Consider the following 22,940-nt stretch of genomic DNA (forward strand, 5'->3'; position numbering starts at 1 on the left):
CAGGGTATGGTCGTTATACTAAGTCATGTAAACAAACTCTTACAGGAGCGTGGTTAATGATGAACCCAACGATCGTCAAACTGGATGAAATGCGTGTAGCAGGCTTGCATATTCGGACAACCAATGAGGCGGAAGGCGGACCGAACGGGAAAATTGGGGGACTGTGGCAGCGCTATTATCAAGAAGAGCATCCCATCAAAACTCCCCATCAAAAAGAACCGGGTGTGGTTCTGGGGGTGTATTCCGATTACGACAGTGACGAGACAGGCGAGTACTCCTTGTTAGTGGGAACCGTTGTAGAAAAAAACGGTGAGCTTCCTGCTGAGGTTACAGTCAAGACCCTGCCGGCTTCTACTTACGCTGTATTTACGACTCGCGTTGGCCCGATGGTAGAGGTTGTGATGGAGGCCTGGGCGAAGGTGTGGGAGTGGTCCCATCAACCGGGGAACAAGCGGACATTTACCGGAGATTTCGAACGATATGACGGAGTGCGCTGTGCTGATCCCAACAACGCGCAAGTGGATTTGTACATCGCGATCGCTGAAGAATAAAGAGGCATTCAATTATACAAGCAGTCGTAGTCGATCAGGCTACGACTGTTTTGCTTTTTTCCATGATTTCTTCACAAGTTTCGTTTACTCTAGAGGGAGAGTGGCAGAGGGGAGTCATACAGACGAATGGATTGGATAACCAATATAGAAGCCCTGGCAGAGTGGATTCGCTCTTTGGGGATGCTGGGGATTGTCGGTAGTATTTTATTGAACATCGTGATCAGTGTGGCGGGTGTATTGCCGTCCATTTTTTTATCGGGTGCGAACGCAGTCGTGTTTGGCTTGTACGGAGGGTTCTTGATTTCCTTAACGGGAGAGGTGGTTGGTGCTTGCATAGCCTTCTTTCTGTACCGCTACACGATCAAAAAAGCAGATCGAAGCGAAAAGCTGAAATCATTCAAATGGGTACATACCATCAATGGAACGACGAGTTTTCGCAAGTGCCTTGCCATCGTTTTGCTCCGGATCAATCCGCTGATGCCTTCGGGTGTAATCAATTTAGGCGCGGCTATGACGAATATCACCTTCGGGCAATTTTTGGTGGCGACCTTCCTGGGAAAAGTGCCGTCGATGGTTTTTGAAACATTCGTCGGGCATGATCTGATTACTTTTGGTGAAAACAAGTTTCGGTTGCTCGTTGCCTTGCTGGCAGGCGCTCTCGTCTTTTTCCTTTTCTGGAAAAAAGGAAAGGCTCAAACACAAGAAGAGTAGGGAGGATTCTTATGTCTACCATTTTGCTAGTCGATGATGAGCCGCAAATTTTAGAAATATTGTCCTCCTATCTGCAAAAGGAAGGCTATCATGTCCTGACCGCCCAAACAGGCAAGGAAGCAGTGGAAATGGCCACGACGATTTCATTGACCTGCATCATTTTGGATCTGATGCTTCCTGATTTGAGTGGGGAAGAAGTCTGCGTCCAAATTCGCAAAGAGTCGCGTGTCCCGATTTTGATGCTAACGGCGAAAAGTGGAGAGGCGGATCGGATTCGCGGGCTTACGATTGGTGCTGATGATTATTTGATCAAGCCTTTTAGCCCGAGAGAACTTGTCGCGCGTGTTCGAGCCGTCATGCGTCGTGCGGGCGATTATTCTACACTCTCCGATTTTGTTGAAGTGGGCGATTTGACCATATCGATGAATGAGAAGAGAGTCACGAAAAATGGAGTCGCTCTGGAGGTTACGCCGAATGAATACCGCTTGCTCACCACTCTTGTCCGTTATCCGGGGAGAACGTGGGGCAGGGAGGAGCTCGTGCGTGAGGTCATGGGCTTTGATTTTGAGGGATACGATAGAACCATTGATACGCATATCAAAAATCTTCGCCAAAAGATAGAGGCAGACCCGAAGCAACCTGAGTATATCAAGACGGTGTATGGATTGGGCTATCGCTTTGACGATCCCATGAAGAAGTGAGGCAACGATGAAGCATATTTGGGTAAAGCTCGCCTTTGTGATTATGACAGTTGGAGCATGCGCCGTTCTTTTTTCTTCGTTGTTGTCCGTAAAGGAAATGGATGTTCATTTTTCCATGTATGCCGATGAGGTGAGAAATCAGCATAACCAAGAAATATCACGTGTCGCACTCGAGGCATATCAGGACAATCAAGGCTGGGGAGCGGAAGCCTATCATAAGCTGGAAGCGGTTTCTGAGGTCTTGGGATTGCATATCACACTCCTCGATCAACAGCAACAAGTGAAAAACGAGTGGGGCAAGCGGCCAGTCCATACGAGCAATTACAGTATAGACAGGATTCCCCTCGTCAGTAAAGGTGTCATGATCGGGCAACTGGTGATTAGCCACGATGATCGGAGTGCGTACATGACCTTGGAAAGTCACTTCCAATGGGCCCATAAAAACACGACGTTGTGGACGATGGCTGTGCTGCTCATCCTGGTCATTATCATCAGCATACCACTCGCTCGGACCATGGTGCGCCCTGTCGTACAAGTGAGCACCGCAGCGCAACGAGTCGCAAGAGGCAATCTGTCCATACGCGTACCGGAGCCACGTGGCAAGGATGAGGTTACGTCATTGGTCGCAGCTTTTAACAACCTGGTCCAAAGTCTTGAGCATCAGGAGGAGTTGCGTAAGCGACTAACCTCCGATATTGCCCATGAATTGCGAACACCACTGAACACCTTATTAGCGCAGGTAGAGGGGATGATCGACGGTATATGGGAAGCAACACCCAAAAATCTCGACAGCACAAGGTCTGAGGTACTGCGTTTGAGCCGTCTCGTCCGCGATTTAGATCAGGTGATCCAGGTGGAGTCGGGCTCCTTGCAAATGCGCAGTGAAGAAGTGGAACTGCGTGAGGTTGTCAAAGAAGTCACAGAGTCGATGAGTGCTACGTTTGCCCGTGCGCAAGTGAATTTTCACTTCAAAGGCGATCATGCTGTCTGGATCACAGGGGACAGGCAGCGACTGGCGCAAATCGTGGCCAATTTGTTGACGAATGCCTGCAAGCATACGCCAGCGGGTGGAGAAGTCGTCGTCACGGTAGACAAACCGAGTACAATGGTCCGGTTGCAAGTGAAGGACAGCGGCACGGGCATCGACCAAAAGGACCTCCCGTACGTATTTGAGCGTTTTTATCGGGGGGATCGCTCGCGAGCAAGGGAACGCGGTGGAGCAGGTTTGGGGTTGACGATTGTGAAAGGGATCGTGGAGGCACACAAGGGAATCATCTCGTTGGATAGTAGTGTGGGTGAGGGTACGACCATTACGATTTTGTTTCCGCCGCAACCATATGAACTTTATGAGGCGGGGCATCAGAATTAATTTCCATTCATAAAATCAACCTCCTGTAAAATGAGCAGGAGGTTGCAGGAGCGGAGTGAAAACGGCCGACGGGCATGTTGTTACCGACAACGACAAGTTTTGGAAGCTGGGGACTTTTTATTACAATCCAGAGTTTGCTATTGTGGTGGTTATCGTTATAGAAGTGCTGGCGAATTAATCAGCAAGACTACCGATTCTTGCTGATGTGATTGGAGACTAGTAAACCACTTTCCAACTGAATACGTACCAATTTCTGAATAGGAATAACTGTATAGTTTAGTTCTCGTTCCAGCTCATCCGTATACTGTCGCAAATGGCGAAGCCCTTCTTGCAGCACTGCTTTCAGTTTTGTAATTGCCTCTTGGTCGTTTGAGCCTTCCTTTGCTAGCCGCTCTAGCTCAAATTCGCAAGTGCGGACCGCTAGTCCTAAGCTCAATCCTCGATAAAACTTCGATACCACGAAACTGCTGAAAACTTGGGAACCCTTTGCCGGCTTTTCAAATTCAGGATCGCTCATTGCCCATTTTCTCTGTGCTTCGTTCCTTTCTTTGCGTGCCGGGGAAGAGGGGTCCATCAACTTGAAAAACGGGTTATCCTGCGAAATATAGGACCGTATGCCACCCAAAAGTCCCTCCAGCATTTCAAAGAAAGCCTCACTTTGATCTGCTTCGGTCAGAAGTGCCTCTCTGCGGGAGATATCTGAGTCACTCTGATCCTCTATTCGTGGATCGAAAAAATAGGGCAGCTCGGTGATTAATGTTACACAATCCGCTTTCGAAGAGGCGTATGTGTGGCTGTCTGCCCCCACATCAAGTGTTGGGGGTTTTCCTGTATGTTTCTCCATATAATCATAGTATTCGTCTTGCCCGTTTAAACTGAAGATGGCCGGAGCAAACTCTGTCGCAAATGGCGTCTCTGGTTCTCCGAGATCTAAAGGCACGTCTTCCTTCCTTGCTGAATTGTGAAATCCCTCGTATAATTCCGGCAAATCGTGCGAAATATACCAATAAGCACCGCATAACCCCCCATTGTGTAGAGAATACATAAACTCAGGTCTAGTCTCGTCAATGATTTTCATGAGCACTTGCGTTTCAGGCAATGGTTTGTCAAAGCGATATTCTTTATATTCAAATGGAAAAGTCCATTCCACCTGCTCGTAGCCGACAGGTCTATAGTAATTTCTCATGTAGTTAAAAATAGTGTATGGCCCTTTAAACCAATTTTCATTTAGTCGCGTACCATCAGGGTCAGCACATTTGATGATGTACCACGTGAAGCCCAGCTCGTCGCGCAGAGCCTTGTCCTCTGCCAATGCCCGGGAGAGATATTCCATCGTCATCGCGCCAATTGGCTCGTTAGGATGCGGGCAGGCAAAGCATAGCGCATTTTTGGGTCCGTCTCCGATTTTGATACATTGAATGGGGTGTCCATCGCGGGACTTTCCCGCCTCAAATACGGTTACAGCATCAGGAAACTCTTCGGCCAGCTTTCTGGTGCTCTCATCCATTTCATCTACTGTTAGAAAAACCTTGTAGTCTGGCACCTTATCAATCACATGTTGAAAATTCATCGATCATTCCCCCTCGTCTGATGCAATATTTTAAAAAAGATGCTATTCCTGTAACGTATCAATTAGGTTCTTGACGTAGACGTAAAGACTCCATTTATTTTTCTACCCAGCTATCTTGGAAATTGGGAGAATAAGACGTCCATTTCACGCCTTTTACTCGCGAGCTTACTACCACAAAGAGCTTGTCATAATAGATGGGAACAACATATGCTTGCTCAAGGAGATGTTTTTGGGCATCTACATATACCTGTTTTCTGGCTTCCGTTTCAGTGGTTGCACGTCCTTTTGTTAATAAAGCGTCCAGCTTACCGTCTTTTAGACCACTTATGTTAAAGCCAGCACCAATTTGGCTAGAGTGGAAACTTTGGTATAAAGCATCAGGGTCATCGTAACTATAAGTAACCATTGTCACATCAAAATTTCCTTTCATTTGTCCATCACTAAACGCTGACTCTTCTAAATTTTGAATGGTAGCTTTGATACCCACCTCGCCCAGCATAGCTTGCAACAACTGAGCTTGCAGCTCAAACCTAGCCGAACTCAAAAAGGAAAGGGTAAATACTTTGCCATCCTTTTCTCTCAGGCCTTCTCCGTTTACCTTCCATCCAGCAGCGTCAAGGAGCTTCTTTGCTTCTTCCACATTGTATGGGTACCCGTATTTTTCCAATGACTTATCATACCCCAATGTTGAAGGGGATAAAAATGATTGGGCAACTTCTCCTTCACCCATCAAAACCGCCTGGACCATCGCTTGTTTATTAACCAGCATATGGAATGCTTTTCGGACTTGGATATCCTGGAACTCCGGTTTTGTCAAGTTCATATATAAACTAAGAGGTATCCCAGCTCGAAAGAGTTCCAAAACCTGATATTTAGGATTATTTCGATACTTCTTGATATCTTTTACGGGTACATCGAATGCAACATCGATGGTTCCGTTTTCCAAAGCGGCCAACATAACACTTTTATCTGGAATTGTTTTGATCACCAGTTTATCAGGTCTTGGCGGTCCTTGATTTTCATCGAGTGGCATGGCCCACTTAAAGGCTTCATTGCGAACCAATGTAACTCCCTCGCCAGCCTTCCAGCTCTCAAACTTCCATGGACCCATTCCCACAGGATTTCGTCCATATTCCTCACCATATTTTTCAATGGCCTTCATGGATAGCGGTTGAGTTACACCAATGCCTAAATCTTCAAGAATCGACACATTGGGTTCATGTAATTCAAGGATGAGGGTTTTATCATCAGGGGCACTGACGCTCTTCACCGGCATCATAACTATTCCCGCCAGTTTTGCTTTTGTTTTCGGATTCTTAATGCGTTCAAAGGTATCCTTAAAACTCTTGGCAGTCAGAGGTGTTCCATCGTGAAACGTAACATCGGAACGAATGGTAAAGGTGTACGTTTTTCCATCCTCTGAAATCTTGAATTCACTTGCGAGATTAGGTTTGAATTCTTTTGTAACAGGGTCCTTGTAGACCAGCGATCCACCCATATTCCAAGTAACACCCATATCGTTGCCAACTGACTTGTGAACATCTAAGGTATCTGCTTCACTTGCGTAAGCCACAGTGATGGTTCCACCTGTCTTTGGTTTGTTAGCCTCTGGCTGTTGATTTGGTTCAGGTGTGGTTGATTGTGTGCTGCATGCAACCACCAACGACGTACATATCATAATTAGTAATCCTAAAATAATGCCATGAAATCTCTGTTTTTTCTTCTTTACCATGTTACAGCTCCCTTGTTCTGTATTGTTTAAAAAATCTACATGACGACATATTTTTGAAAGATATCTTCTCCTTTATGAATCCAACGCATCAGCCCCCCTAACTCCCGATTATAAAACCTCCAGCAAGAGGAGATTCAATCGTTAGTTTTCGACAATATGTTTCTTCAAAAGAATAGGGAGTTTGTTTTAGAAGCTCCCTGCGCATGCTGAAATTCCAGCTCAGTCTCATTTCATTATCGTGCAGTGAAGAAGTGGAGCTGCGTGGAGGTTGTTCAAGAAGTCACAGAGTCGATGAGTGCTACGTTTGCCAGAGCGCAAGTGAAGGACAGCGGCACGGGCATCGATCAAAAGGACCTTCCGTACGTATTTGAGCGTTTTTATCGGGGAGATCGCTAGCGGGCGAAAAGTAAGTCTAAACCGTATCGCACTCGTTGCACATCGTTTATGATAAGAAGGGAATTTGAATATTTGATACAAAGAGGGAGAGGCACATGTTTGATTGGACTACTATGGGAGCATTTTTAGCTGTTGTGATCGGCCTCTTTTTAATTCCGGGACCCGCTGTCCTGTTAACTGCGACGCGTACCGTTCAGGGAGGACGTAAAGCAGGGATCATGGCAGGGCTTGGCATTGCTACAGGCGACTTCATTCATACGATTTTTGCTGCGGTCGGTTTATCCGCGATTTTGATGACATCTGCATGGGCATTCCATCTCGTAAAATTTGTGGGAGCGGCTTACTTGGTGTATCTAGGGGTTCGGGCCATGCTTGAAAAACCGGTTGACCCAGAGCTGCCAAAAGTAACACCGTTGCCACCGCTGCAATCGTATGGGCAAGCTATCCTCGCAGAAGTTCTAAATCCGAAGACTGCGTTGTTTTTTCTGGCGTTTCTGCCACAATTCGTACATCCGGAGCGCAGGGGGGCCATTTATCAATTCCTTGTCTTGGGATTGATTTTCGCCATCTTGGGGTTCTTTTACACCGCGTTGATTGCGATCAGTATAAGGCCACTGGGGCATCTGGTGAAGCGAATTTCCTGGCTGGGCCGCTGGAGTGGCAAGATCGTAGGTTCTGTTTACATCTTATTGGGATTAAAAGTAGCGCTGCAAGAAAGATAAAGGAATGAGTCGGGAGGACAGTCTTCCCGGCTTTTTTTATTGCTTGATTATTGGTGTAAGGTACTTTTTGGTGCCTATGATACTTGAAAGTACGTACTTCCTATCAAGTAAGGCATGAGACATAATAGCATTCAGAACCAACATATTCGCCAATCATGATAAGTAAGGGGCCCTGCTTTGTGAACGGCAAGAAAAATAAAGGGAGGATACAACTTAGATGAGCACAATTACATCCAATGTGAAGCAGCAAGCAACTGGTGCGAAAAAATCGACTCTTGCTTTACTTGCTCTCGCAATCAGTGCATTTGGTATCGGGACTACTGAATTCGTTATCGTCGGTTTGTTGTCTACTGTCGCACAGGATTTGAAAGTAACGATCACCTTAGCAGGACTTCTTATTTCTGGATATGCATTAGGGGTAGCCATTGGTGCACCGATTATTACAGCACTCACAAGTCGAATTCCACGCAAAGCGCTACTCATGCTTTTGATGATTGTCTTTGTTGTCGGAAACAGTGCGGCAGCCTTGTCGAGTAGCTTTGCGATATTAATCATTGCCCGTTTCTTTACCGCGTTTTCTCATGGTGTATTTTTCTCCATCGGTTCGACGATTGCGGCCGATCTGGTGCCAGAAAACAAGCGTGCCAGTGCGATTGCGACGATGTTTACCGGTCTGACTGTTGCAACCGTTACAGGCGTACCTTTGGGAACGTATATTGGTCAAATGTTTGGATGGAGAGCGACTTTTTGGGGAGTGGCCATTCTTGGCGTGATTGCACTTATCTCGACAGCGATTCTGGTACCAAGCAATTTAAAAAATGCCAAGCCAGCTTCTATTAAAGACCAAGTGAAAATTATTACAAACTTGCCACTGTTGCTTGTCTTTGCCATTACGGCTCTTGGCTACGGCGGTACCTTTGTAACCTTTACGTTCTTAGGTCCGATTCTGGAAGAAATCACAGGTTATCAGGCGAGCGCCGTCAGTTTGATTCTACTCGTCTATGGGATTGCGGTAGCGATTGGAAATACGGTCGGAGGAAAAGCGGCCGACAAGAATCCGATAAAAGCACTGCGCTGGATGTTCATCGTCCAGGCGATCATTCTGATCATCTTATCATTTACCGCTCCGTTCAAATGGGTGGGAACCCTTACGATTATGCTAATGGGCCTCTTGGCCTTTATGAACGTACCGGGCTTACAAGTGTATGTCGTGCAGTTGGCTGAAAAATACGTGCCAAGTGCTGTTGATGTAGCTTCTGCCATTAACATTGCGGCATTCAATCTCGGCATTGCGATTGGAGCCCTCGTTGGAGGAATGATCGTCGATACGATTGGCCTGATTCATACACCATGGGTCGGCGGAGTGATGGTGTTAGGTGCAGCATTACTCACGGTGATCAGCAGCAAGCTGGAAAAAACTCGTCGTTAATCGAACAAAGACGCGGATGCGGATCAAAGCATGTGTCCGCTGGTCACCATAGAAGGAGAGAGCATCGATGAGCAAATTCGACGGTCACTATGGCTTTCAGCGAATGTTCCAAGAAAGAAAGATGACGTTAGGATTTCACATTCCGCTGGAGGCATACGAATGGGAAGCGCCGACAATGGAGCGCCAGGTTGAACTCGTCAGAGCAGCAGAAGACTACGGCTTTACTGGAATCTGGCTGCGCGATGTGATTTTGCAGGACCCTGCTACCGGGCAAATTTATGACATGATGATTTATTTAACCTATTTGGCTGCGCAAACCAAAAAAATCGCTTTTGGTACCTCGAGCATCGTGCTTCCACTGCGGCATCCGTTGCGAGTGGCAAAAGAGACAGCGACCATCGAAAATTTGTTTCCCCAACGTTTGATGATGGGGATTTCTTCTGGGGACAGACGGGCTGATTTTCATGGGTTGAATGTGCCGCATGAACAGCGTGCGGAACTGTTTCGCGATGGCTACGACTACTTGCAGAAGGTTATGGCAGAGGATTTCCCGAAAATCAACTCGCCATACGGTATGATTAATGGAGCGAATCTTGTGCCTAAATCGACTTCGCCCATTCCTACCTTTATCACGGGGTACAGTCAACAAACGATGGACTGGTTTGCGCAAAACGGAGATGGCTGGATTTATTACCCGCGTGATCCATTCAATCAAGCACATGCCATCCAAGAATGGAGAGAACTTGTCCAGAAATATCATCCAGGTGTATTCAAGCCATTTATTCAGCCTCTTCACTTGGATCTAGCGGAAGATCCGGATGAGTCGGTCACGCCGATTCGATTAGGGTACCGAGTCGGCAGAAAAATGCTTTTAGAACTGCTGGCCATGTATCAAGAGGTCGGCGTCAATCATTTGTTCTTCGCCCTGTTCCCTAGCCAGCGTCCCATTGACGAGGTCATTGATGAGCTTGGACAAGAAGTATTGCCTTATTTCCCGGCTCATATCGACGCACCGGAGCGGGTTTGACTACATCTTCGTATGAGGAGGGGAGGATATGGGACGATACAATATCCCTGTAGAGGCAACATTGGAAGTTATTGGAGGGAAATGGAAAGTAGTGATCCTCTGCTTGTTGGCAAAAGGGGCAAAGCGGACAAGCGAATTGAAACGCGCAATGCCTGCCATCACGCAAAAAATGTTAACGCAGCAACTGCGAGAATTAGAAGCGGACAATATCATTACCCGCAATGTGTATCAGCAGATTCCCCCGCGCGTCGAGTATGACTTGACGCAGTATGGCAAGACCCTGTCGAAGGTTCTGGATGTCATGTGTGAATGGGGAGAGAGTCACATCGAAAACCAATTGCGAAAAATAGTCGAATGAAAAGGGGAAGTTCGATGAGAGGAATTGGCATGAAGCAATACGGTGGTATCCAGCAATTAACTGAAATGGAATGGCCAACAAAACCAATCGGGCCGGAGGATGTGCTCATTTCCATAAAAGCGAGCGGGGTAAATCCCGTGGATTGGAAGGTGCGGGAAGGACTGTTACAAGCAGATTTTCCTTTTGAACTGCCACTTATTTTAGGGTGGGATGCGGCGGGCACGGTAACGGCTGTCGGTACGAATGTGCAGGATTTTCAAATCGGGGACGATGTCTTCTTCCGACCAGAGCTGGAAAGGGAAGGGACATACGCAGATGAAATTGTCGTTCCGGCGAATATCGTAGCCCCGATGCCACGTGGTTTGTCGTATGCGGAAGCGGCTTCGCTACCACTGGTCGGACTAACGGTTTGGCAGGCATTGGTAGAGGTAGGGAAGGTACAAGCGGGAGAAAAAGTCCTGGTGTTGGGAGGAAGCGGCGGGATCGGTTCCATGGCGATTCAGCTAGCAAAAGCGCTAGGTGCCTATGTGGCTACGACAACTAGCTCCAAAAATAGCGATTTTGTCCGTGAGCTGGGAGCAGATGAAGTCATTGCTTATGATCAAGGACCACTTCATACCTCTACACCATTTTCATTCATGTTGGACACGCTGGGTGGAGAAGCGTATGGTGATGCTATAAAATTGATGAAGCGGCAAGGAAGAGTGGCGACTATTATTAGCGAGCGTGATGCCAAGAAACCTTCGTTCGCTGATGCGGTTGAGAAAGAACGAGAGCTGGATGTTACTTTTGGGTTCACGCGTCCAGATGGGGTAAATCTGAATCATATCCGTGCGCTAGTGGAAGCCAAGAACGTAAAGCCTATCTTGACGAAGGTATATCCATTGACGCTTGAAGGGGTTCGAGATGCGCATCTCTTTAGTCAAACGGGTAGAGTGCGTGGCAAGATTGTGCTCGTCCATTCATGATGGGGAAAATGGGTGTCGAGTGACACAAACGAAAAATGTGATTCTAAAAACTGGCTTGTTGAACCCATTTGTGTCGCAGAATGGTAGTACGTTCGTGTCGCCAGACAGTTTTCAAGTCATATACGTGTGACCCTTGTAGTTATAATATATAACCTTCAGTAGATTCCTGCTTTAGAATATTAAGGTCTTGACATTCTTCCGGTAATTAAACCTGAGTGGTTTTGGGCAATTCTGTATAAGCTAAAGAGATCATTACGAGTGATCAAGTGGGGGAATGTCTCATGGATTGGTATGACCGATTAAATGAATACTTTCCAGAATATGAAATGAAAAAGGAAGGACAAATTCAGGCGCTTATCAGGGAAACAGACATTTACCACAAAGTCGATACAGACAAATTTCTTTTGCTGTACGCGGAGTTTCCGACGTTTATCTTCATCGATTACCTCCTAATCAATCCTGCCACGCGTGGACAAGGTATCGGTACCAAGGTCATCCAGACACTCAAAAAGAGAGGGAAAGACATCATTCTGGAGGTAGAACCTATCGATCGAAATGATGAAGATTCCATCAAGAGAGTCCATTTTTATCAAAAGAACGGGTTTGTGAAAGCGGACCGCATTCAATACAGCTGGGAAAAAGAAAATAGCGAGACATATGAAATGAAGATCTATTACTGGAGTCCGCACGATGATCTACCACAGGAAGTCGTACTCCGGAATATGTCCAAGGCCTGTCAGGAGATCCACAACTTCCGCGCCCACCAATACTACGGACGAAATGTTGCCAATCCGGATGAAGTGCTGCATTGGAAACACTAATGACGCCTTCAAGTTAGTCCAACACCCCTGTAAAAGAAGGGGTGTTGGTATTCGATCAACTAGGGTGTGTACGCAAACTGTAAATTAAGGAAATAAGTTTGCGTACAGGCCCTAGATAAAATCAACCGTCACATTTGGCGGTTGATTTTATTTCACCGTTTGTAGAGTAATGCTGCTCAGTAAAAGTCGAGGGTTGTGATAACTCACAGGAAAAGAGCGAGTAAGTTGGAATGTAACAGCGGCGGGCTAGGATTGGATTTTTCAACCGAGCCCGCCGCTGTTTTCATAAAAAAGCCAGCGTGACAGTGTAGATCGCCTTCGCTGGTAACCGTCCCCTCTTCACCTCTTTCGAACCACGGCCCCCTGCAGAACAAAAGTAATCCCTAAGATTCCTACGATGGCAAGCAGGCGAATGAAACCGTTGGAGACAAACAGATTGACACAGATCAGCCCAATAATGATCAAAATAAGCAAGATCACCGTTTTCCCCGACATGTACGTGTTCCCCTTTCCCCAGACTAAATGAGTGGTCTCGTCAAATCGGAATATGCGGGTCGTTCCATGGCGTATGTAATTTGACTTTTTGCTTGTCAGAATCTTCTGTTCACATTCTGAGTACTTACTATTGTAGCGAATACAATCGTGGAAGAAAAGGCGGGATCATGTGAAAAACTCCCTTCTGTCATCGCCAGGTTCTCACCTGTACGTTTGAGAGGGAGTTTTCGCATGTGATCAGGCTACCCAGCTTACTTCGTAGCTAGCTGATGCTCCGTTGTTTGCTGCTTCAACGGCTGTCCAATCAATTGTGAACGTTTGGATCGAATCACGATGGCAGTAATCAACAGCGCGATACCATTGATGATAAATACGTAGCGAATCGGGATGAGTCCTCCGAGAAAACCGCCAATGATTGGACCCATCATGGTCGCGAGCTGCGTCGAGGATTGGTTCAAGCTAAACGCCCTGCCGCGAAACTCTGGTTCTGTGACTTTCACAATCATGGCGTTGATCGACGGATAAACAGCGGCAAAAAACAGTCCGTACGCGAATCGCAAAATGCCAAATCCATACAGATTGGTGAAGAAAAATTGCAGTAAATTTCCGACGGCTCCACCCATTAAGCCGATGAATAAGATTTTGGAATAGCCGATATTTGACCCGAGCTTTCCCCATTGTGGAGCAGCAATGACCGTCGCGATGCCCACTGCCGCAAAAATGATGCCGGAGCTAAGGGATGCGTCTTGCTGCGAAGCGCCCAATTGCATGACATACACGGTTAATAAAGGCTCAAGAAGCATAACGGAAATCGTGACCATCAGACTCATACCCAGTATGGACATCAACGGGCGGTTTGCCATCGCAGCACGCAAATCTTCTCGTACACTCGAGCGACTGCCGGAGCGGTTCAAGTTCGTTTCCTTCACGAAGAAAGTAGCGATCAGCGCTGCTACGAGCACGACAAATCCTGAAAATATAAAAGCTTCCGCGTTTCCCCATACGTGACTGACGACACCGCCAACCAATGGACCGATGATTCCTCCTGTTGCTCCCGAAGTCGCCATAATCCCCAGTGCGTACCCGACGCTTTTTTCTGGTGTATTCGTCGCTACCAGCGCAATGGCAGCAGGTACGTAGCCGGCAAGCAAGCCCTGGAAGATCCGTAACACAAGAAACAAATAAGGGTCTGTAATCAAATACGTCAAAAAGTACAACAAACCGAGGCTAAATCCAGAGCGAATCAACATGGGCTTTCGTCCATATTTGTCCGCGAGAGAGCCCCAAAATGGCGAGATGAGTGCACTTGCTAAAAACGTGATGCCAAACGAGATGCCGGACCATGCTTCCAGATGCTCATTGACCCCCAGTGAAGTATGGAGGAAGATGGGCAGGAAAGGGATGGAGATGGAGTAGGCGGTGCTGCAAAAAAATACCCCAATCCATAAGACGATCAAATTACGTTTCCATGAAAATTCCATCTTCTGTCACAACCTTTGCAGTTAAAAAGCAGGAATGTTGTTATTGATCATTCTAGCACTGCAAATTACTGCTGACCAATTCGGAAATATGATCGGACTATTGCAAAAATGAAATAAGAGGAAACCTTGACTTCATTCGGACAAAAGAAAACCCCCTGACGACAAGAGATGAAGCTCTTGTACTCATTAGGGGATTTTCATGTAAACAGCAGGTTAATGTCCGGCAGGTGTGCTTATACCCACACGATCAATCAATCGCTTACTTTCATCATTAAGTCCGGTGATGACGACGAATTTGTCCAGCTGTCTGTATTTCTCTACGACTTTCGAGATAGCCGTGACAGCTGACAAATCCCAGACGTGGGAACGAGAAAAATCAATGATAATCTGCTGGGGATCATCCTGAAAGGAAAACTGGTCGACGAAGTGTGTCATGGTACCGAAGAACAGTTGACCCGAGACGGTGTACACTTTTTCGCCCATATCGCTATCGTAGGAGGTGCATGCAAGCGGGCCATCCTCCAGCCAAATATGACCGACTTAGGATCACACCAGAAATGACTCCTTTTGCCAAATCGTGCGTAGCGACGACGATGATCACTGTAGTAATCATGACAACAGCATCCCCAACAGGAATTTTCCGCAGGTCACGTATGGACTGCCAGTTAAACGTCCCAATCGATACCATGACCATGACACCGACGAGGGCAGCCATCGGGATTTGTTTGACAACGTCTCCAAGGACCAGGATCAGGAACAAGAGAAAAATCCCTGCAACCAAGGTAGACAGACGACCACGTCCCCCTGATTTCACATTGATAACAGACTGTCCGATCATGGCACAACCAGCCATTCCGCCAAAGAATCCGGTGATGATGTTGGCGATCCCTTGGCCTTTCACTTCCGTATTTTTGTTACTGCGCGTATCTGTCATCTCATCGAGAATGGCAGCCGTCATCAATGATTCCAGAATCCCGACCAATGCAAGTGGGAAGGAGTAGGGCAGTATGATCATGAGTGTTTCCCAGTTCAACGGGACACTAGGAATGTGGAACAGCGGCAATTGACGTGTGATTTCACTCATGTCGCCAACGGTCCGTACATCAAGACCTGCCCAGATGGAAATGACGGTCATGACGATGATTGCTACGAGAGCTGAAGGGACTGCTTTGGTGAGACGCGGCAACAAATAGATAAATCGCGAGCGTTCCAGCCAGCATGACATACATAACCCAGGACGCCCCAATGAAATGGGGTAGCTGAGCCATAAAGATGAGAATAGCCAACGCATTGACGAAACCAAGCACGACCGTATGGGGGACAAAGGTCATCAGCCTGCCGATTTTACAGGCACCCAGTACCAGTTGCAAAATACCGGTCAGAACAGTCGCCGCGAATAAATACTCGATACCATGCTCCTTGACCAGAGTAATCATTAATAACGCCATCGCACCTGTAGCTGCGGAAATCATGCCCGGTCTTCCCCCGACAAATGCGATGGTGACTGCAATACAAAAGGAAGCGTACAATTCAACCATTGGATCGACACCGGCAATAATAGAAAAAGCAATGGCTTCCGGAATCAAGGCAAGTGCAACCGTAATACCTGCTAGCATGTCAACACGTACGTTTGAAAACCATTCCATTTTTAGTTGTTGAAGGTTCAATACTGTTCCTCGTTACTGTATCGTATCGTATCGTGACTTTTCCCTTTCAGAAAAGTCGGGGCCGTTTTTTGCAGTTTTTCATTATAGTAAAAAGGAGTCATCTTCGCCATCCTTTTTTTAGGGAAACGGTAAAAAGGCACAAGGATATACGACTTTCCGATTAAAAGTGCAGAGGGGGGACCTGAGACACGGATTTGTTGAATCCGATCAATTCTGTCAAGGAAGTCAATGCTATCGTTTACAGAGGTTCAGAGAACAAGGGATGAAACCATTGGAGATACAGTTTGCATCTCAGGAAGTCAAATGAAAAGAGTGAAGTGTGGAACGTTGAAATCAACTAATTGGAGGGGGAATATAGAAAGCCAAAATGGAGACAAACAATACTTTACTAACATGAGGCAGGCTAGTTATTCAGAAGTACCAGGGGATAGCGGAGGGCCTATATTTTATGGTGAAACAGCAATAGGAGTTCATAGCGCAGATACTGGAGTTTACACACATATTAGTGAAATAAAAGATTATTTTAACATTGATTCAATTTTTACTGGTAACTAGTTGAAATAAAGTTCCCCATGAGGCAAGGTTTTCTCATGGGGAATAAGAAAGGAAATGAGCACATTGAAAAAAACTTTGATATTAATCATTGCAGCATTACTTATAACTGGATGTACAACTAATCACAAGGATGTTGAAAAGCAAGCATTAACAGGATACGTAACTGAAAAAGATTTTCAAAAAAAAGGTCTCTTAGTTATAGAAAATGATGAAACCAAGACGAGCGATGAGAACTTCTATGCAGCAGAGTGGTATTTCCCAAAAGAAGAAGCCGTATTCCTCGATAGCAAGGGGAATAACATCTCGTATGATGAAATCGAAGTTGGTCACACAGTATCTACATGGTCAACAACACCATCAGCACAATCTTATCCTAGTGGCGCAGAACTCAGTAAACTTGTAATTAATGAAGAAAGCAAAAATCCTATTAATCAAATGGATGAAAAAAGTGCGATTCAACACGCAATCAATTATTTAAAGAGCAAACATGATGACGGAATCATTATTAAAAGTGCAAGTGGACAGAAGGATTATTGGCAGATTAAAGCAACAGACTATGATCATAAAAAAGAAACTAATCTACAAATTCATGCACAAACTGGGGAAGTAAAAGAGTTTTAAAATTTGTACCCTGCTGCAACTAAAGAAAGGAGTGATGCATGCGTGATGGAGAGTACATTTATAGTTCGGTTGAATGAGGAACGTTTGTTTGGTGTCTGATTCAAAGGTGGCGTGAAAAAGATATCTGGGACTATGTAGAACAAGAAGAGATTTCTTATAACGATTTATACAAGATGAATATTATCCAAACGTATCCGAAAAAGCTGGATATTTTAACTAGATTAATTGAACTAGAGATTTATGTAAATGAACTGCTAAACGAGCAGATTCAAAAAGTTAAACGATTCCAAGCAATATTTCTTGAATCAATTGGATTCAAAATTTTCACTCCACGCACTGGCTGTATGATGTGTCCATTTCCCGTGAAGCATGGTTACATTCAGGAAGGTATATAATGCAATGGTTTACAATTGGTTAACCGATCAAGCAGCTATCAATCGAGGTATTGATTGGTTCGAAGATGATAGATTCAATAAGAAATTTTTGATTCACGAAGGCGGAGTATCATGAAAAAAATCCTACATAAATAAGTTATTCATTGCTCTGTTTTTTTTGATCCTACTTCCCTTTTTACTCTATTACAACACATTTTATTCTAATGAGGTGTATTCGCCGAACAGTCAATACGTTGCCAAGGTATATCATGTCGGTGATGAAAGTGGCTTACGAGTAGATGTAAATACGGGACTTTTCGGTAGTGAGAGACTTATTTACTGGAGTTGGAAAGAAACAGAAGCAAAAGTAGAATGGCTTGACGAGACCCATATCAAAATCAATGAGAGAATCTTAGATGTTAGGTCTGAGAAGAATGACAAGAGAACAATGGATAAATTAGGGCAATTTTCATGCCCAGTTGGATATTCAATATAAGAAGGAATTCCTTCCTTATATTCGAGTAAATTAACCAAATATGATCAGTAAAGCAAAACGTTAAAAGGTTATAGACGTTTTATAAGCATAAAATGAATTCAGGATTTTAATGTAAATACAAACAATGTATCTCTCGACACTTTTCTATAACATACAACATCAAACTAGCAAATATTATGAAATGTTGACGAATATTCTGAACATTATATAATGTAGTAAAAAAAGGGAGCGCTGGTAATGATTAAGAGATTCTCTTGGTTGCTTTTTGCAGTTTCTCTACTATTTTTTTCATCTGGGGCTTATGCTAATGAAGATGATACATACGTTTCAGAAGAAGTTGCAGATGAGATAGTCAAGGATTACATCAAGAAATTCAAATTTGATGTTAGCCTTGAGGACAAGCAGGATGTTGTTGAACTTTATGACACCAACGATGAGCATATCGGATATTATTATGAGTTAGAAAATGAAGAAAGTTATTTCTTTATTGTTTCAGCAAACACTGATTACTCTCCAGTGTTTGCTGCTGGAAAAGGAAAGATTAAACTGCAAGAATTAGAAGATAATGAAAAATATTACTTTTTGGGAAACACTTCAATCCTAAAATCTAATGATGGTAGTAGGTTGGCTAAAAAAATCAACAAAGGACTACAGAAGAAGGAAAAAGACATTGAATTTACGATCCCGAAGAACAGAGAGGCAAAGTCTATTTGGGAAAGTTATACGACAGAAGAAGCTAGTGATGTAAGTACCTTAAGAGTAGACGAAGACTATCTTAACGTAACAAGGTTCACTCAATGGGAAGATGGAGTAAATAACCCAGCAAGCTCATGTGGGCCTGCAACAATTGCTGCAATAGCTGAGTACTGGCGTAGCAAAAAAGGATTTGACACAATAGATGGTTTAGATTATTTCACCAGAACTGAGATGATAAATGCTGTTTACAAGTATCATGGCGGAAAGTCATATGGCATGTCAGTTTCAAATGTGCGTAGTGGGTTGAAAAGTTACATAAACCGAGGTCACACTCATACTGTGTCAACAGACTCGTTTAATAGTTTTTCTACTTACAAGTATGAAATTGGTAGAAGTCGCCCACTTGCAGTAAAATTTGATCAGTACTTCACGTTTTTCGAACCAGATGCTGAGTACGCCTACGACTACCATTGGACTGTTGGTGTTGGGTATCTAGAAGATGGAACCGATAAATATCTCTATATTCAAGACAATGGAATTGGATACACGGATGGGACTTGGGATTGGTCGAAAGAACTGTACATTGACTACACAACAAACAAGCCAATTATTACTATGGTATCTTTAGAAGTTTCATGAGTCATTTAAATAAGGAGCAGGTGTTTCTGCTCTTATCATTCCATATAGATGGAGGGCATTCACCATTAAAAAAAAGATGATTTGGAGTGTAGTTAGTGTACTTAGTATTATATTAGTTTGGAACCTTTACACTATATTTTATGGAACATCTGGAGACAGGGCATTGGCTATTAACTATGCAACAGAGTATGTAAGTGAGAAGTATAATTTACCAATTGAGAGCTTAAGGACAGATGAGCCTACTTACAATTTCTCACATGGGACATATATGACAAAAGTCAGAAATACAAAAGCCCAAGAATCATATCTAATCAATGTTAAAATAACTTCCAATGGTGATATGCAGAGAATTGAAGAATATTCTAAGAATCCAGTAAGGGAATAATGTAAAAAATACCCTGAAAATTTTATAATACCAAAAAGCAAGTTTAATAAAAACAACCAAACTTTACATGCGTTAATGAGCACACGAGATGTACCTAGTGTAAGCAACAGTAAAGAATGGGTTCAAAACATCATGAATTGTGTAATAGATGTTGATCTATTTACAGCACACAATCTCAGTATTAAGATTTGCACGAAGTGAAATTCAGGTTCGAACCTCTCATTCCTTGATGGAGAAGGAGGTTCGAGCCGTTTTTTTGTGCCAATGTGCTCGGCGAAGAAAAAAATTCCAATAAAGCATCGATATAAAAGACAAATCCATATATAATGAAAATGATTTTCAAAATCAAACACTTGATACGATGTTGTTCTTGAGAGAGAGGAGTTGCTGCTTCAATGCTTCGCAGATTTTTTTCTTACTATCGGCCTTATCGTGGATTATTTATCCTCGACTTCACGTGTGCAGTATTCGTTGCTTTGTTGGAGTTGGGATTTCCGCTTGCAGTGAATATGGTTGTCGATCAACTACTTCCGAGCAAGGATTGGAACATGATTGTGTGGGCGTGCATTGGACTTTTGGCTTTGTATGGTATGAACGCCGGGATGAACTATGTCGTCACGTACTGGGGACATATGCTTGGAATTAATATCGAGACGGATATGCGCAAGAAGCTGTACGACCATATTCAAAAGCTCTCGTTCCGCTTTTTCGATAATACCAAGACGGGGCATTTGCTTTCTCGCCTAACGAATGACTTGATGGAGATCGGGGAGGTGGCTCACCACGGTCCGGAAGATTTGTTTATCGCCGTGATGACGCTGATTGGTGCTTTTCTCCTGATGTTTCATATTAACGAAGAAATGGCGCTGCTTACGTTTTTGGTGATTCCGCTCTTGATATTCTTCGTTGTTCACTTCAACCGTAAAATGACGAAAGCGTTCCACCGTCTGTACGGCGACATGGCAGATTTCAACGCACGTGTAGAGGACAACGTCGGCGGAATGCGTGTCGTACAAGCGTTTGCCAACGAGCAATTTGAAAATAAAAGATTCGCAGAGAACAACCAGCGTTTTCGGATCACGAAGCTGTTGTCCTACAAAATCATGGCCCAAAATATTTCCGTCAGTTACGTGCTGATGCGTTTAGTCAATTTGTTTGTCCTGATTTGCGGCAGCTGGTTTGTGATTCAAGGTGAATTGACGTACGGTGAATTTATCGCTTTCTTGCTGTTAACGAATGTATTTTTCCGTCCGTTGGAGAAAATTAATGCGATTATCGAGAGCTATCCAAAAGGGATTGCCGGCTTTAAGCGCTACATCGAAATCATGGACACAGCACCAGATATTGCGGATGCTCCGGATGCGATCCAGGTAGAGTCGTTGAAGGGCGATATCTCGTACAAGAATGTTTCGTTTAGCTATGACCAAGAGTCTTCTGTTTTGCAAAACATTGATTTAAACATCCGGGCGGGCGAGACCATTGCGTTTGTAGGTCCTTCTGGAGCAGGAAAAACCACGTTGTGCAGCCTCTTGCCGAGATTTTATGAGATCGACGGGGGCAGCATCTCCATTGATGGAATGGATATTCGCGAAATCACGTTGGCGTCATTGCGCAGCCAAATCGGGATCGTTCAGCAAGATGTGTTCCTCTTTTCAGGGACGATTCGTGAAAATATCGTGTATGGAAAGCTGAATGCTTCGGAGGAAGAGATCTGGGAAGCAGCACGTCTGGCTAAGCTGGAGGAGTTTATCCGTTCTCAGCCTGCTGGTCTGGAGACGATCATTGGTGAACGCGGAGTCAAATTGTCCGGTGGTCAAAAACAGAGACTGGCGATTGCGCGCATGTTCTTGAAAAACCCGCCAATCCTGATTTTGGATGAAGCTACCTCTGCACTCGATACCGAGACGGAGGCGGCGATCCAGCAGTCCTTGCAGGAATTGTCCAAAGGCCGTACGACATTGGTGATCGCCCACAGACTGGCTACTATTAAAAATGCAGATCGCATCATCGTTGTAACGGAACAAGGCATCACAGAGCAAGGAAGTCATGATCAGCTCTTGGCTCGCGAAGGCATCTATAGCAGACTGTATCAAGCACAGTTCGGCACGTACCTCGACCAGTCAAACAGCGTTTTTTCTTGATCATGAATAGAGAGGGAGATCGTGATGCTAGAATGGGATGACGATTTTATTGCACAACGGTTTACCATTACTTCAAAATCGAGACCCAATGCCTTGTTTTCGATGAAGGCAAGAGATTTGGTAGACCCGACACATATGAATGAGCTTGTTCAAATCTATGCTCCGCTAATCAAGGCACACGAGCTGACTGCTGCTGGTACTTACATCAGCAGTTGGCTCACGAGCCCTTCTCTTGGCCTTTCGTACATGATCTCTGTCTGGAATCGTGCACTTATCATGACGCTGGATCATATGACGATTGAATTGTTTTATGAGGATGACTATCCGCAATTCGCCTTTGTGATCCCGGCATATGAGATCGTAGAAGCGCCTGCCAGTGAAGCAGAGCGTGCAATCTGGCTGAAGGAATGCTATCGTGCGTATTTCCAAGATTTCCTGCACCCATTGCTCACGACGCTTGCAAAGGTAACAGGAAACCCCGAAGCGATGCTTTGGGGACAGTTCCCAACCAGGTTCAATTACTATATGGATGTTTTTGTGGCGTTGGTAGAACAGGATAGCATCAAGGAGCAAGTGAAGGCTGATTACGATGTCCTCTGTAATCAGTTGGAAGGCGAGAGCTTTGGATTGCAAAAAAATCCATTTCGCGTGAAAGTACGCTGGATTGAGGATATGCGTGATCCGCAAGGGAAAGTTCGGATCAAGAATCAATGCTGCTTGTACTATAAGACGGGGGAGCAAAAGTATTGCTACACCTGTCCGCGGATAAAAGAAGAAGAGCGAGCTCTGATGAGAATTCGTGCGTAGCTGACCCTCCCTTTGCGGAGGGTTTGCTAACAAAATCAAACCCAAGGCTAGAGTCCATAACCGGATCAGGCCTTGGGTTTTTCACACTTACTCTTTCTTTGTTTGGTTATCGGAAAATTGCTGTTGAACAGCTTCCAAAAAACGAAGCCATGCCTCGGGCAGCTTGGGCTCTTCTGTTGGACGGCGCAAAGTGGAATTGCCGTCGTTTTGTTTCACTCGCTCCATTCT

General features: G+C 44.9%; 25 protein-coding genes and 1 pseudogene. 20 read left to right on the forward strand and 6 right to left on the reverse strand.

Going from position 1 to position 22,940, the window contains the following annotated elements; all coding sequences use genetic code 11:
- Positions 1–56: 56 nt before the first annotated feature.
- The 5 genes from BBR47_RS13335 to BBR47_RS31790 all read left to right on the forward strand — a co-directional run bounded on the left by BBR47_RS13335 (position 57) and on the right by BBR47_RS31790 (position 3,510).
- Complete coding sequence (locus tag BBR47_RS13335; protein ID WP_015890912.1) at positions 57–551, forward strand: GyrI-like domain-containing protein; 495 nt, start codon at positions 57–59, stop codon at positions 549–551.
- A gap of 126 nt (positions 552–677) precedes the next feature.
- Entirely contained in the window at positions 678–1,262 is a 585-nt protein-coding gene (locus tag BBR47_RS13340; RefSeq protein WP_015890913.1) for a TVP38/TMEM64 family protein, read from the forward strand.
- Between the two features lie 11 nt (positions 1,263–1,273).
- A complete protein-coding gene (locus BBR47_RS13345) occupies positions 1,274–1,963 on the forward strand; it encodes a response regulator transcription factor (RefSeq protein WP_015890914.1) in 690 nt (229 codons plus the stop codon).
- Positions 1,964–1,970: 7 nt separating this feature from the next.
- Complete coding sequence (locus BBR47_RS13350; RefSeq protein ID WP_015890915.1) at positions 1,971–3,332, forward strand: sensor histidine kinase; 1,362 nt, start codon at positions 1,971–1,973, stop codon at positions 3,330–3,332.
- 55 nt (positions 3,333–3,387) lie between these two features.
- Positions 3,388–3,510, forward strand: coding sequence for a hypothetical protein (locus BBR47_RS31790; RefSeq protein ID WP_015890916.1), 123 nt, complete (start codon positions 3,388–3,390; stop codon positions 3,508–3,510).
- Positions 3,511–3,519: 9 nt separating this feature from the next.
- Here BBR47_RS31790 and BBR47_RS13355 read toward each other — a convergent pair whose 3' ends face one another.
- Together BBR47_RS13355 and BBR47_RS13360 are read right to left on the reverse strand one after the other, a co-directional pair.
- The gene (locus tag BBR47_RS13355; RefSeq protein WP_015890917.1) at positions 3,520–4,902 is read right to left on the reverse strand and encodes a M14 family zinc carboxypeptidase; all 1,383 of its coding nucleotides are present in this window, start codon (positions 4,900–4,902) and stop codon (positions 3,520–3,522) included.
- A 94-nt stretch (positions 4,903–4,996) separates the two neighbouring features.
- A complete protein-coding gene (locus tag BBR47_RS13360; protein WP_015890918.1) occupies positions 4,997–6,634 on the reverse strand; it encodes an ABC transporter substrate-binding protein in 1,638 nt (545 codons plus the stop codon).
- Between the two features lie 261 nt (positions 6,635–6,895).
- Here BBR47_RS13360 and BBR47_RS31795 point away from each other — a divergent pair, with 261 nt between their 5' ends.
- The 7 genes from BBR47_RS31795 (at position 6,896) to BBR47_RS13390 (ending at position 12,355) form a co-directional block, all read left to right on the forward strand.
- Positions 6,896–7,030 carry a hypothetical protein gene (locus BBR47_RS31795; protein WP_269446218.1) on the forward strand — a complete coding sequence of 45 codons (135 nt, stop codon included), beginning with the start codon at positions 6,896–6,898 and terminating at the stop codon, positions 7,028–7,030.
- 95 nt (positions 7,031–7,125) lie between these two features.
- Positions 7,126–7,752 (forward strand): LysE family translocator, encoded by a 627-nt coding sequence (locus BBR47_RS13365; protein ID WP_015890920.1) that lies wholly within the window; start codon positions 7,126–7,128, stop codon positions 7,750–7,752.
- A gap of 217 nt (positions 7,753–7,969) precedes the next feature.
- Positions 7,970–9,181 (forward strand): MFS transporter, encoded by a 1,212-nt coding sequence (locus tag BBR47_RS13370; RefSeq protein ID WP_015890921.1) that lies wholly within the window; start codon positions 7,970–7,972, stop codon positions 9,179–9,181.
- Between the two features lie 67 nt (positions 9,182–9,248).
- Positions 9,249–10,208 carry an LLM class oxidoreductase gene (locus BBR47_RS13375; protein WP_015890922.1) on the forward strand — a complete coding sequence of 320 codons (960 nt, stop codon included), beginning with the start codon at positions 9,249–9,251 and terminating at the stop codon, positions 10,206–10,208.
- A gap of 28 nt (positions 10,209–10,236) precedes the next feature.
- Positions 10,237–10,566, forward strand: coding sequence for a winged helix-turn-helix transcriptional regulator (locus tag BBR47_RS13380; RefSeq protein WP_015890923.1), 330 nt, complete (start codon positions 10,237–10,239; stop codon positions 10,564–10,566).
- A gap of 14 nt (positions 10,567–10,580) precedes the next feature.
- Positions 10,581–11,534, forward strand: coding sequence for an NADP-dependent oxidoreductase (locus BBR47_RS13385; RefSeq protein ID WP_015890924.1), 954 nt, complete (start codon positions 10,581–10,583; stop codon positions 11,532–11,534).
- Between the two features lie 281 nt (positions 11,535–11,815).
- The gene (locus BBR47_RS13390; RefSeq protein ID WP_015890925.1) at positions 11,816–12,355 is read left to right on the forward strand and encodes a GNAT family N-acetyltransferase; all 540 of its coding nucleotides are present in this window, start codon (positions 11,816–11,818) and stop codon (positions 12,353–12,355) included.
- A 339-nt stretch (positions 12,356–12,694) separates the two neighbouring features.
- On the opposite strand, the gene BBR47_RS31255 is transcribed toward BBR47_RS13390, so the two are convergent.
- The 3 genes and pseudogenes from BBR47_RS31255 to BBR47_RS13400 form a co-directional block, all read right to left on the reverse strand.
- Positions 12,695–12,850, reverse strand: a complete 156-nt coding sequence (locus tag BBR47_RS31255) for a hypothetical protein (RefSeq protein WP_015890926.1) — start codon at positions 12,848–12,850, stop codon at positions 12,695–12,697.
- A 251-nt stretch (positions 12,851–13,101) separates the two neighbouring features.
- A complete protein-coding gene (locus BBR47_RS13395) occupies positions 13,102–14,331 on the reverse strand; it encodes an MFS transporter (RefSeq protein WP_015890927.1) in 1,230 nt (409 codons plus the stop codon).
- A gap of 213 nt (positions 14,332–14,544) precedes the next feature.
- A pseudogene (locus BBR47_RS13400) lies at positions 14,545–15,977 on the reverse strand (SulP family inorganic anion transporter).
- 249 nt (positions 15,978–16,226) lie between these two features.
- Between BBR47_RS13400 and BBR47_RS13405 the strand changes: the two are divergent.
- From BBR47_RS13405 to BBR47_RS13435, 8 genes are all read left to right on the forward strand, one after another.
- Positions 16,227–16,553, forward strand: coding sequence for a trypsin-like serine protease (locus BBR47_RS13405; protein WP_041749406.1), 327 nt, complete (start codon positions 16,227–16,229; stop codon positions 16,551–16,553).
- A gap of 54 nt (positions 16,554–16,607) precedes the next feature.
- A complete protein-coding gene (locus BBR47_RS13410; RefSeq protein ID WP_015890931.1) occupies positions 16,608–17,174 on the forward strand; it encodes a YobA family protein in 567 nt (188 codons plus the stop codon).
- Positions 17,175–17,272: 98 nt separating this feature from the next.
- A complete protein-coding gene (locus BBR47_RS31960; RefSeq protein ID WP_419761088.1) occupies positions 17,273–17,569 on the forward strand; it encodes a phosphoadenosine phosphosulfate reductase family protein in 297 nt (98 codons plus the stop codon).
- 157 nt (positions 17,570–17,726) lie between these two features.
- Positions 17,727–18,044, forward strand: coding sequence for a DUF5412 family protein (locus BBR47_RS31085; protein ID WP_015890933.1), 318 nt, complete (start codon positions 17,727–17,729; stop codon positions 18,042–18,044).
- A gap of 237 nt (positions 18,045–18,281) precedes the next feature.
- Positions 18,282–19,379 carry a C39 family peptidase gene (locus BBR47_RS13420; protein WP_015890934.1) on the forward strand — a complete coding sequence of 366 codons (1,098 nt, stop codon included), beginning with the start codon at positions 18,282–18,284 and terminating at the stop codon, positions 19,377–19,379.
- A 163-nt stretch (positions 19,380–19,542) separates the two neighbouring features.
- The gene (locus BBR47_RS13425) at positions 19,543–19,764 is read left to right on the forward strand and encodes a hypothetical protein (protein WP_155801084.1); all 222 of its coding nucleotides are present in this window, start codon (positions 19,543–19,545) and stop codon (positions 19,762–19,764) included.
- Positions 19,765–20,159: 395 nt separating this feature from the next.
- Positions 20,160–21,905: an ABC transporter ATP-binding protein gene (locus tag BBR47_RS13430; protein WP_015890936.1), complete on the forward strand. Its 1,746-nt coding sequence runs from the start codon at positions 20,160–20,162 to the stop codon at positions 21,903–21,905.
- Positions 21,906–21,929: 24 nt separating this feature from the next.
- The gene (locus BBR47_RS13435) at positions 21,930–22,712 is read left to right on the forward strand and encodes a Fe-S oxidoreductase (RefSeq protein WP_015890937.1); all 783 of its coding nucleotides are present in this window, start codon (positions 21,930–21,932) and stop codon (positions 22,710–22,712) included.
- An 87-nt stretch (positions 22,713–22,799) separates the two neighbouring features.
- Here the strand turns inward: BBR47_RS13435 and BBR47_RS31800 are convergent, their stop codons facing one another.
- Positions 22,800–22,928 carry a hypothetical protein gene (locus tag BBR47_RS31800; protein ID WP_269446222.1) on the reverse strand — a complete coding sequence of 43 codons (129 nt, stop codon included), beginning with the start codon at positions 22,926–22,928 and terminating at the stop codon, positions 22,800–22,802.
- Between the last annotated feature and the right edge of the window lie 12 nt (positions 22,929–22,940).

The organism is Brevibacillus brevis NBRC 100599, assembly GCF_000010165.1.
GTDB classification, from domain to species: Bacteria; Bacillota; Bacilli; order Brevibacillales; family Brevibacillaceae; genus Brevibacillus; species Brevibacillus brevis_D.

Coding starts and splice junctions, on each gene's coding strand:
- BBR47_RS13335 (WP_015890912.1), top strand. CDS start 57: ATGATGAACCCAACGATCGTCAAACTGGATGAAATGCGTGTAGCAGGC.
- BBR47_RS13340 (WP_015890913.1), top strand. CDS start 678: ATGGATTGGATAACCAATATAGAAGCCCTGGCAGAGTGGATTCGCTCT.
- BBR47_RS13345 (WP_015890914.1), top strand. CDS start 1,274: ATGTCTACCATTTTGCTAGTCGATGATGAGCCGCAAATTTTAGAAATA.
- BBR47_RS13350 (WP_015890915.1), top strand. CDS start 1,971: ATGAAGCATATTTGGGTAAAGCTCGCCTTTGTGATTATGACAGTTGGA.
- BBR47_RS13355 (WP_015890917.1), bottom strand. CDS start 4,902: ATGAATTTTCAACATGTGATTGATAAGGTGCCAGACTACAAGGTTTTT.
- BBR47_RS13360 (WP_015890918.1), bottom strand. CDS start 6,634: ATGGTAAAGAAGAAAAAACAGAGATTTCATGGCATTATTTTAGGATTA.
- BBR47_RS13365 (WP_015890920.1), top strand. CDS start 7,126: ATGTTTGATTGGACTACTATGGGAGCATTTTTAGCTGTTGTGATCGGC.
- BBR47_RS13370 (WP_015890921.1), top strand. CDS start 7,970: ATGAGCACAATTACATCCAATGTGAAGCAGCAAGCAACTGGTGCGAAA.
- BBR47_RS13375 (WP_015890922.1), top strand. CDS start 9,249: ATGAGCAAATTCGACGGTCACTATGGCTTTCAGCGAATGTTCCAAGAA.
- BBR47_RS13380 (WP_015890923.1), top strand. CDS start 10,237: ATGGGACGATACAATATCCCTGTAGAGGCAACATTGGAAGTTATTGGA.
- BBR47_RS13385 (WP_015890924.1), top strand. CDS start 10,581: ATGAGAGGAATTGGCATGAAGCAATACGGTGGTATCCAGCAATTAACT.
- BBR47_RS13390 (WP_015890925.1), top strand. CDS start 11,816: ATGGATTGGTATGACCGATTAAATGAATACTTTCCAGAATATGAAATG.
- BBR47_RS31255 (WP_015890926.1), bottom strand. CDS start 12,850: ATGTCGGGGAAAACGGTGATCTTGCTTATTTTGATCATTATTGGGCTG.
- BBR47_RS13395 (WP_015890927.1), bottom strand. CDS start 14,331: ATGGAATTTTCATGGAAACGTAATTTGATCGTCTTATGGATTGGGGTA.
- BBR47_RS13405 (WP_041749406.1), top strand. CDS start 16,227: ATGCTATCGTTTACAGAGGTTCAGAGAACAAGGGATGAAACCATTGGA.
- BBR47_RS13410 (WP_015890931.1), top strand. CDS start 16,608: ATGAGCACATTGAAAAAAACTTTGATATTAATCATTGCAGCATTACTT.
- BBR47_RS13420 (WP_015890934.1), top strand. CDS start 18,282: ATGATTAAGAGATTCTCTTGGTTGCTTTTTGCAGTTTCTCTACTATTT.
- BBR47_RS13430 (WP_015890936.1), top strand. CDS start 20,160: ATGCTTCGCAGATTTTTTTCTTACTATCGGCCTTATCGTGGATTATTT.
- BBR47_RS13435 (WP_015890937.1), top strand. CDS start 21,930: ATGCTAGAATGGGATGACGATTTTATTGCACAACGGTTTACCATTACT.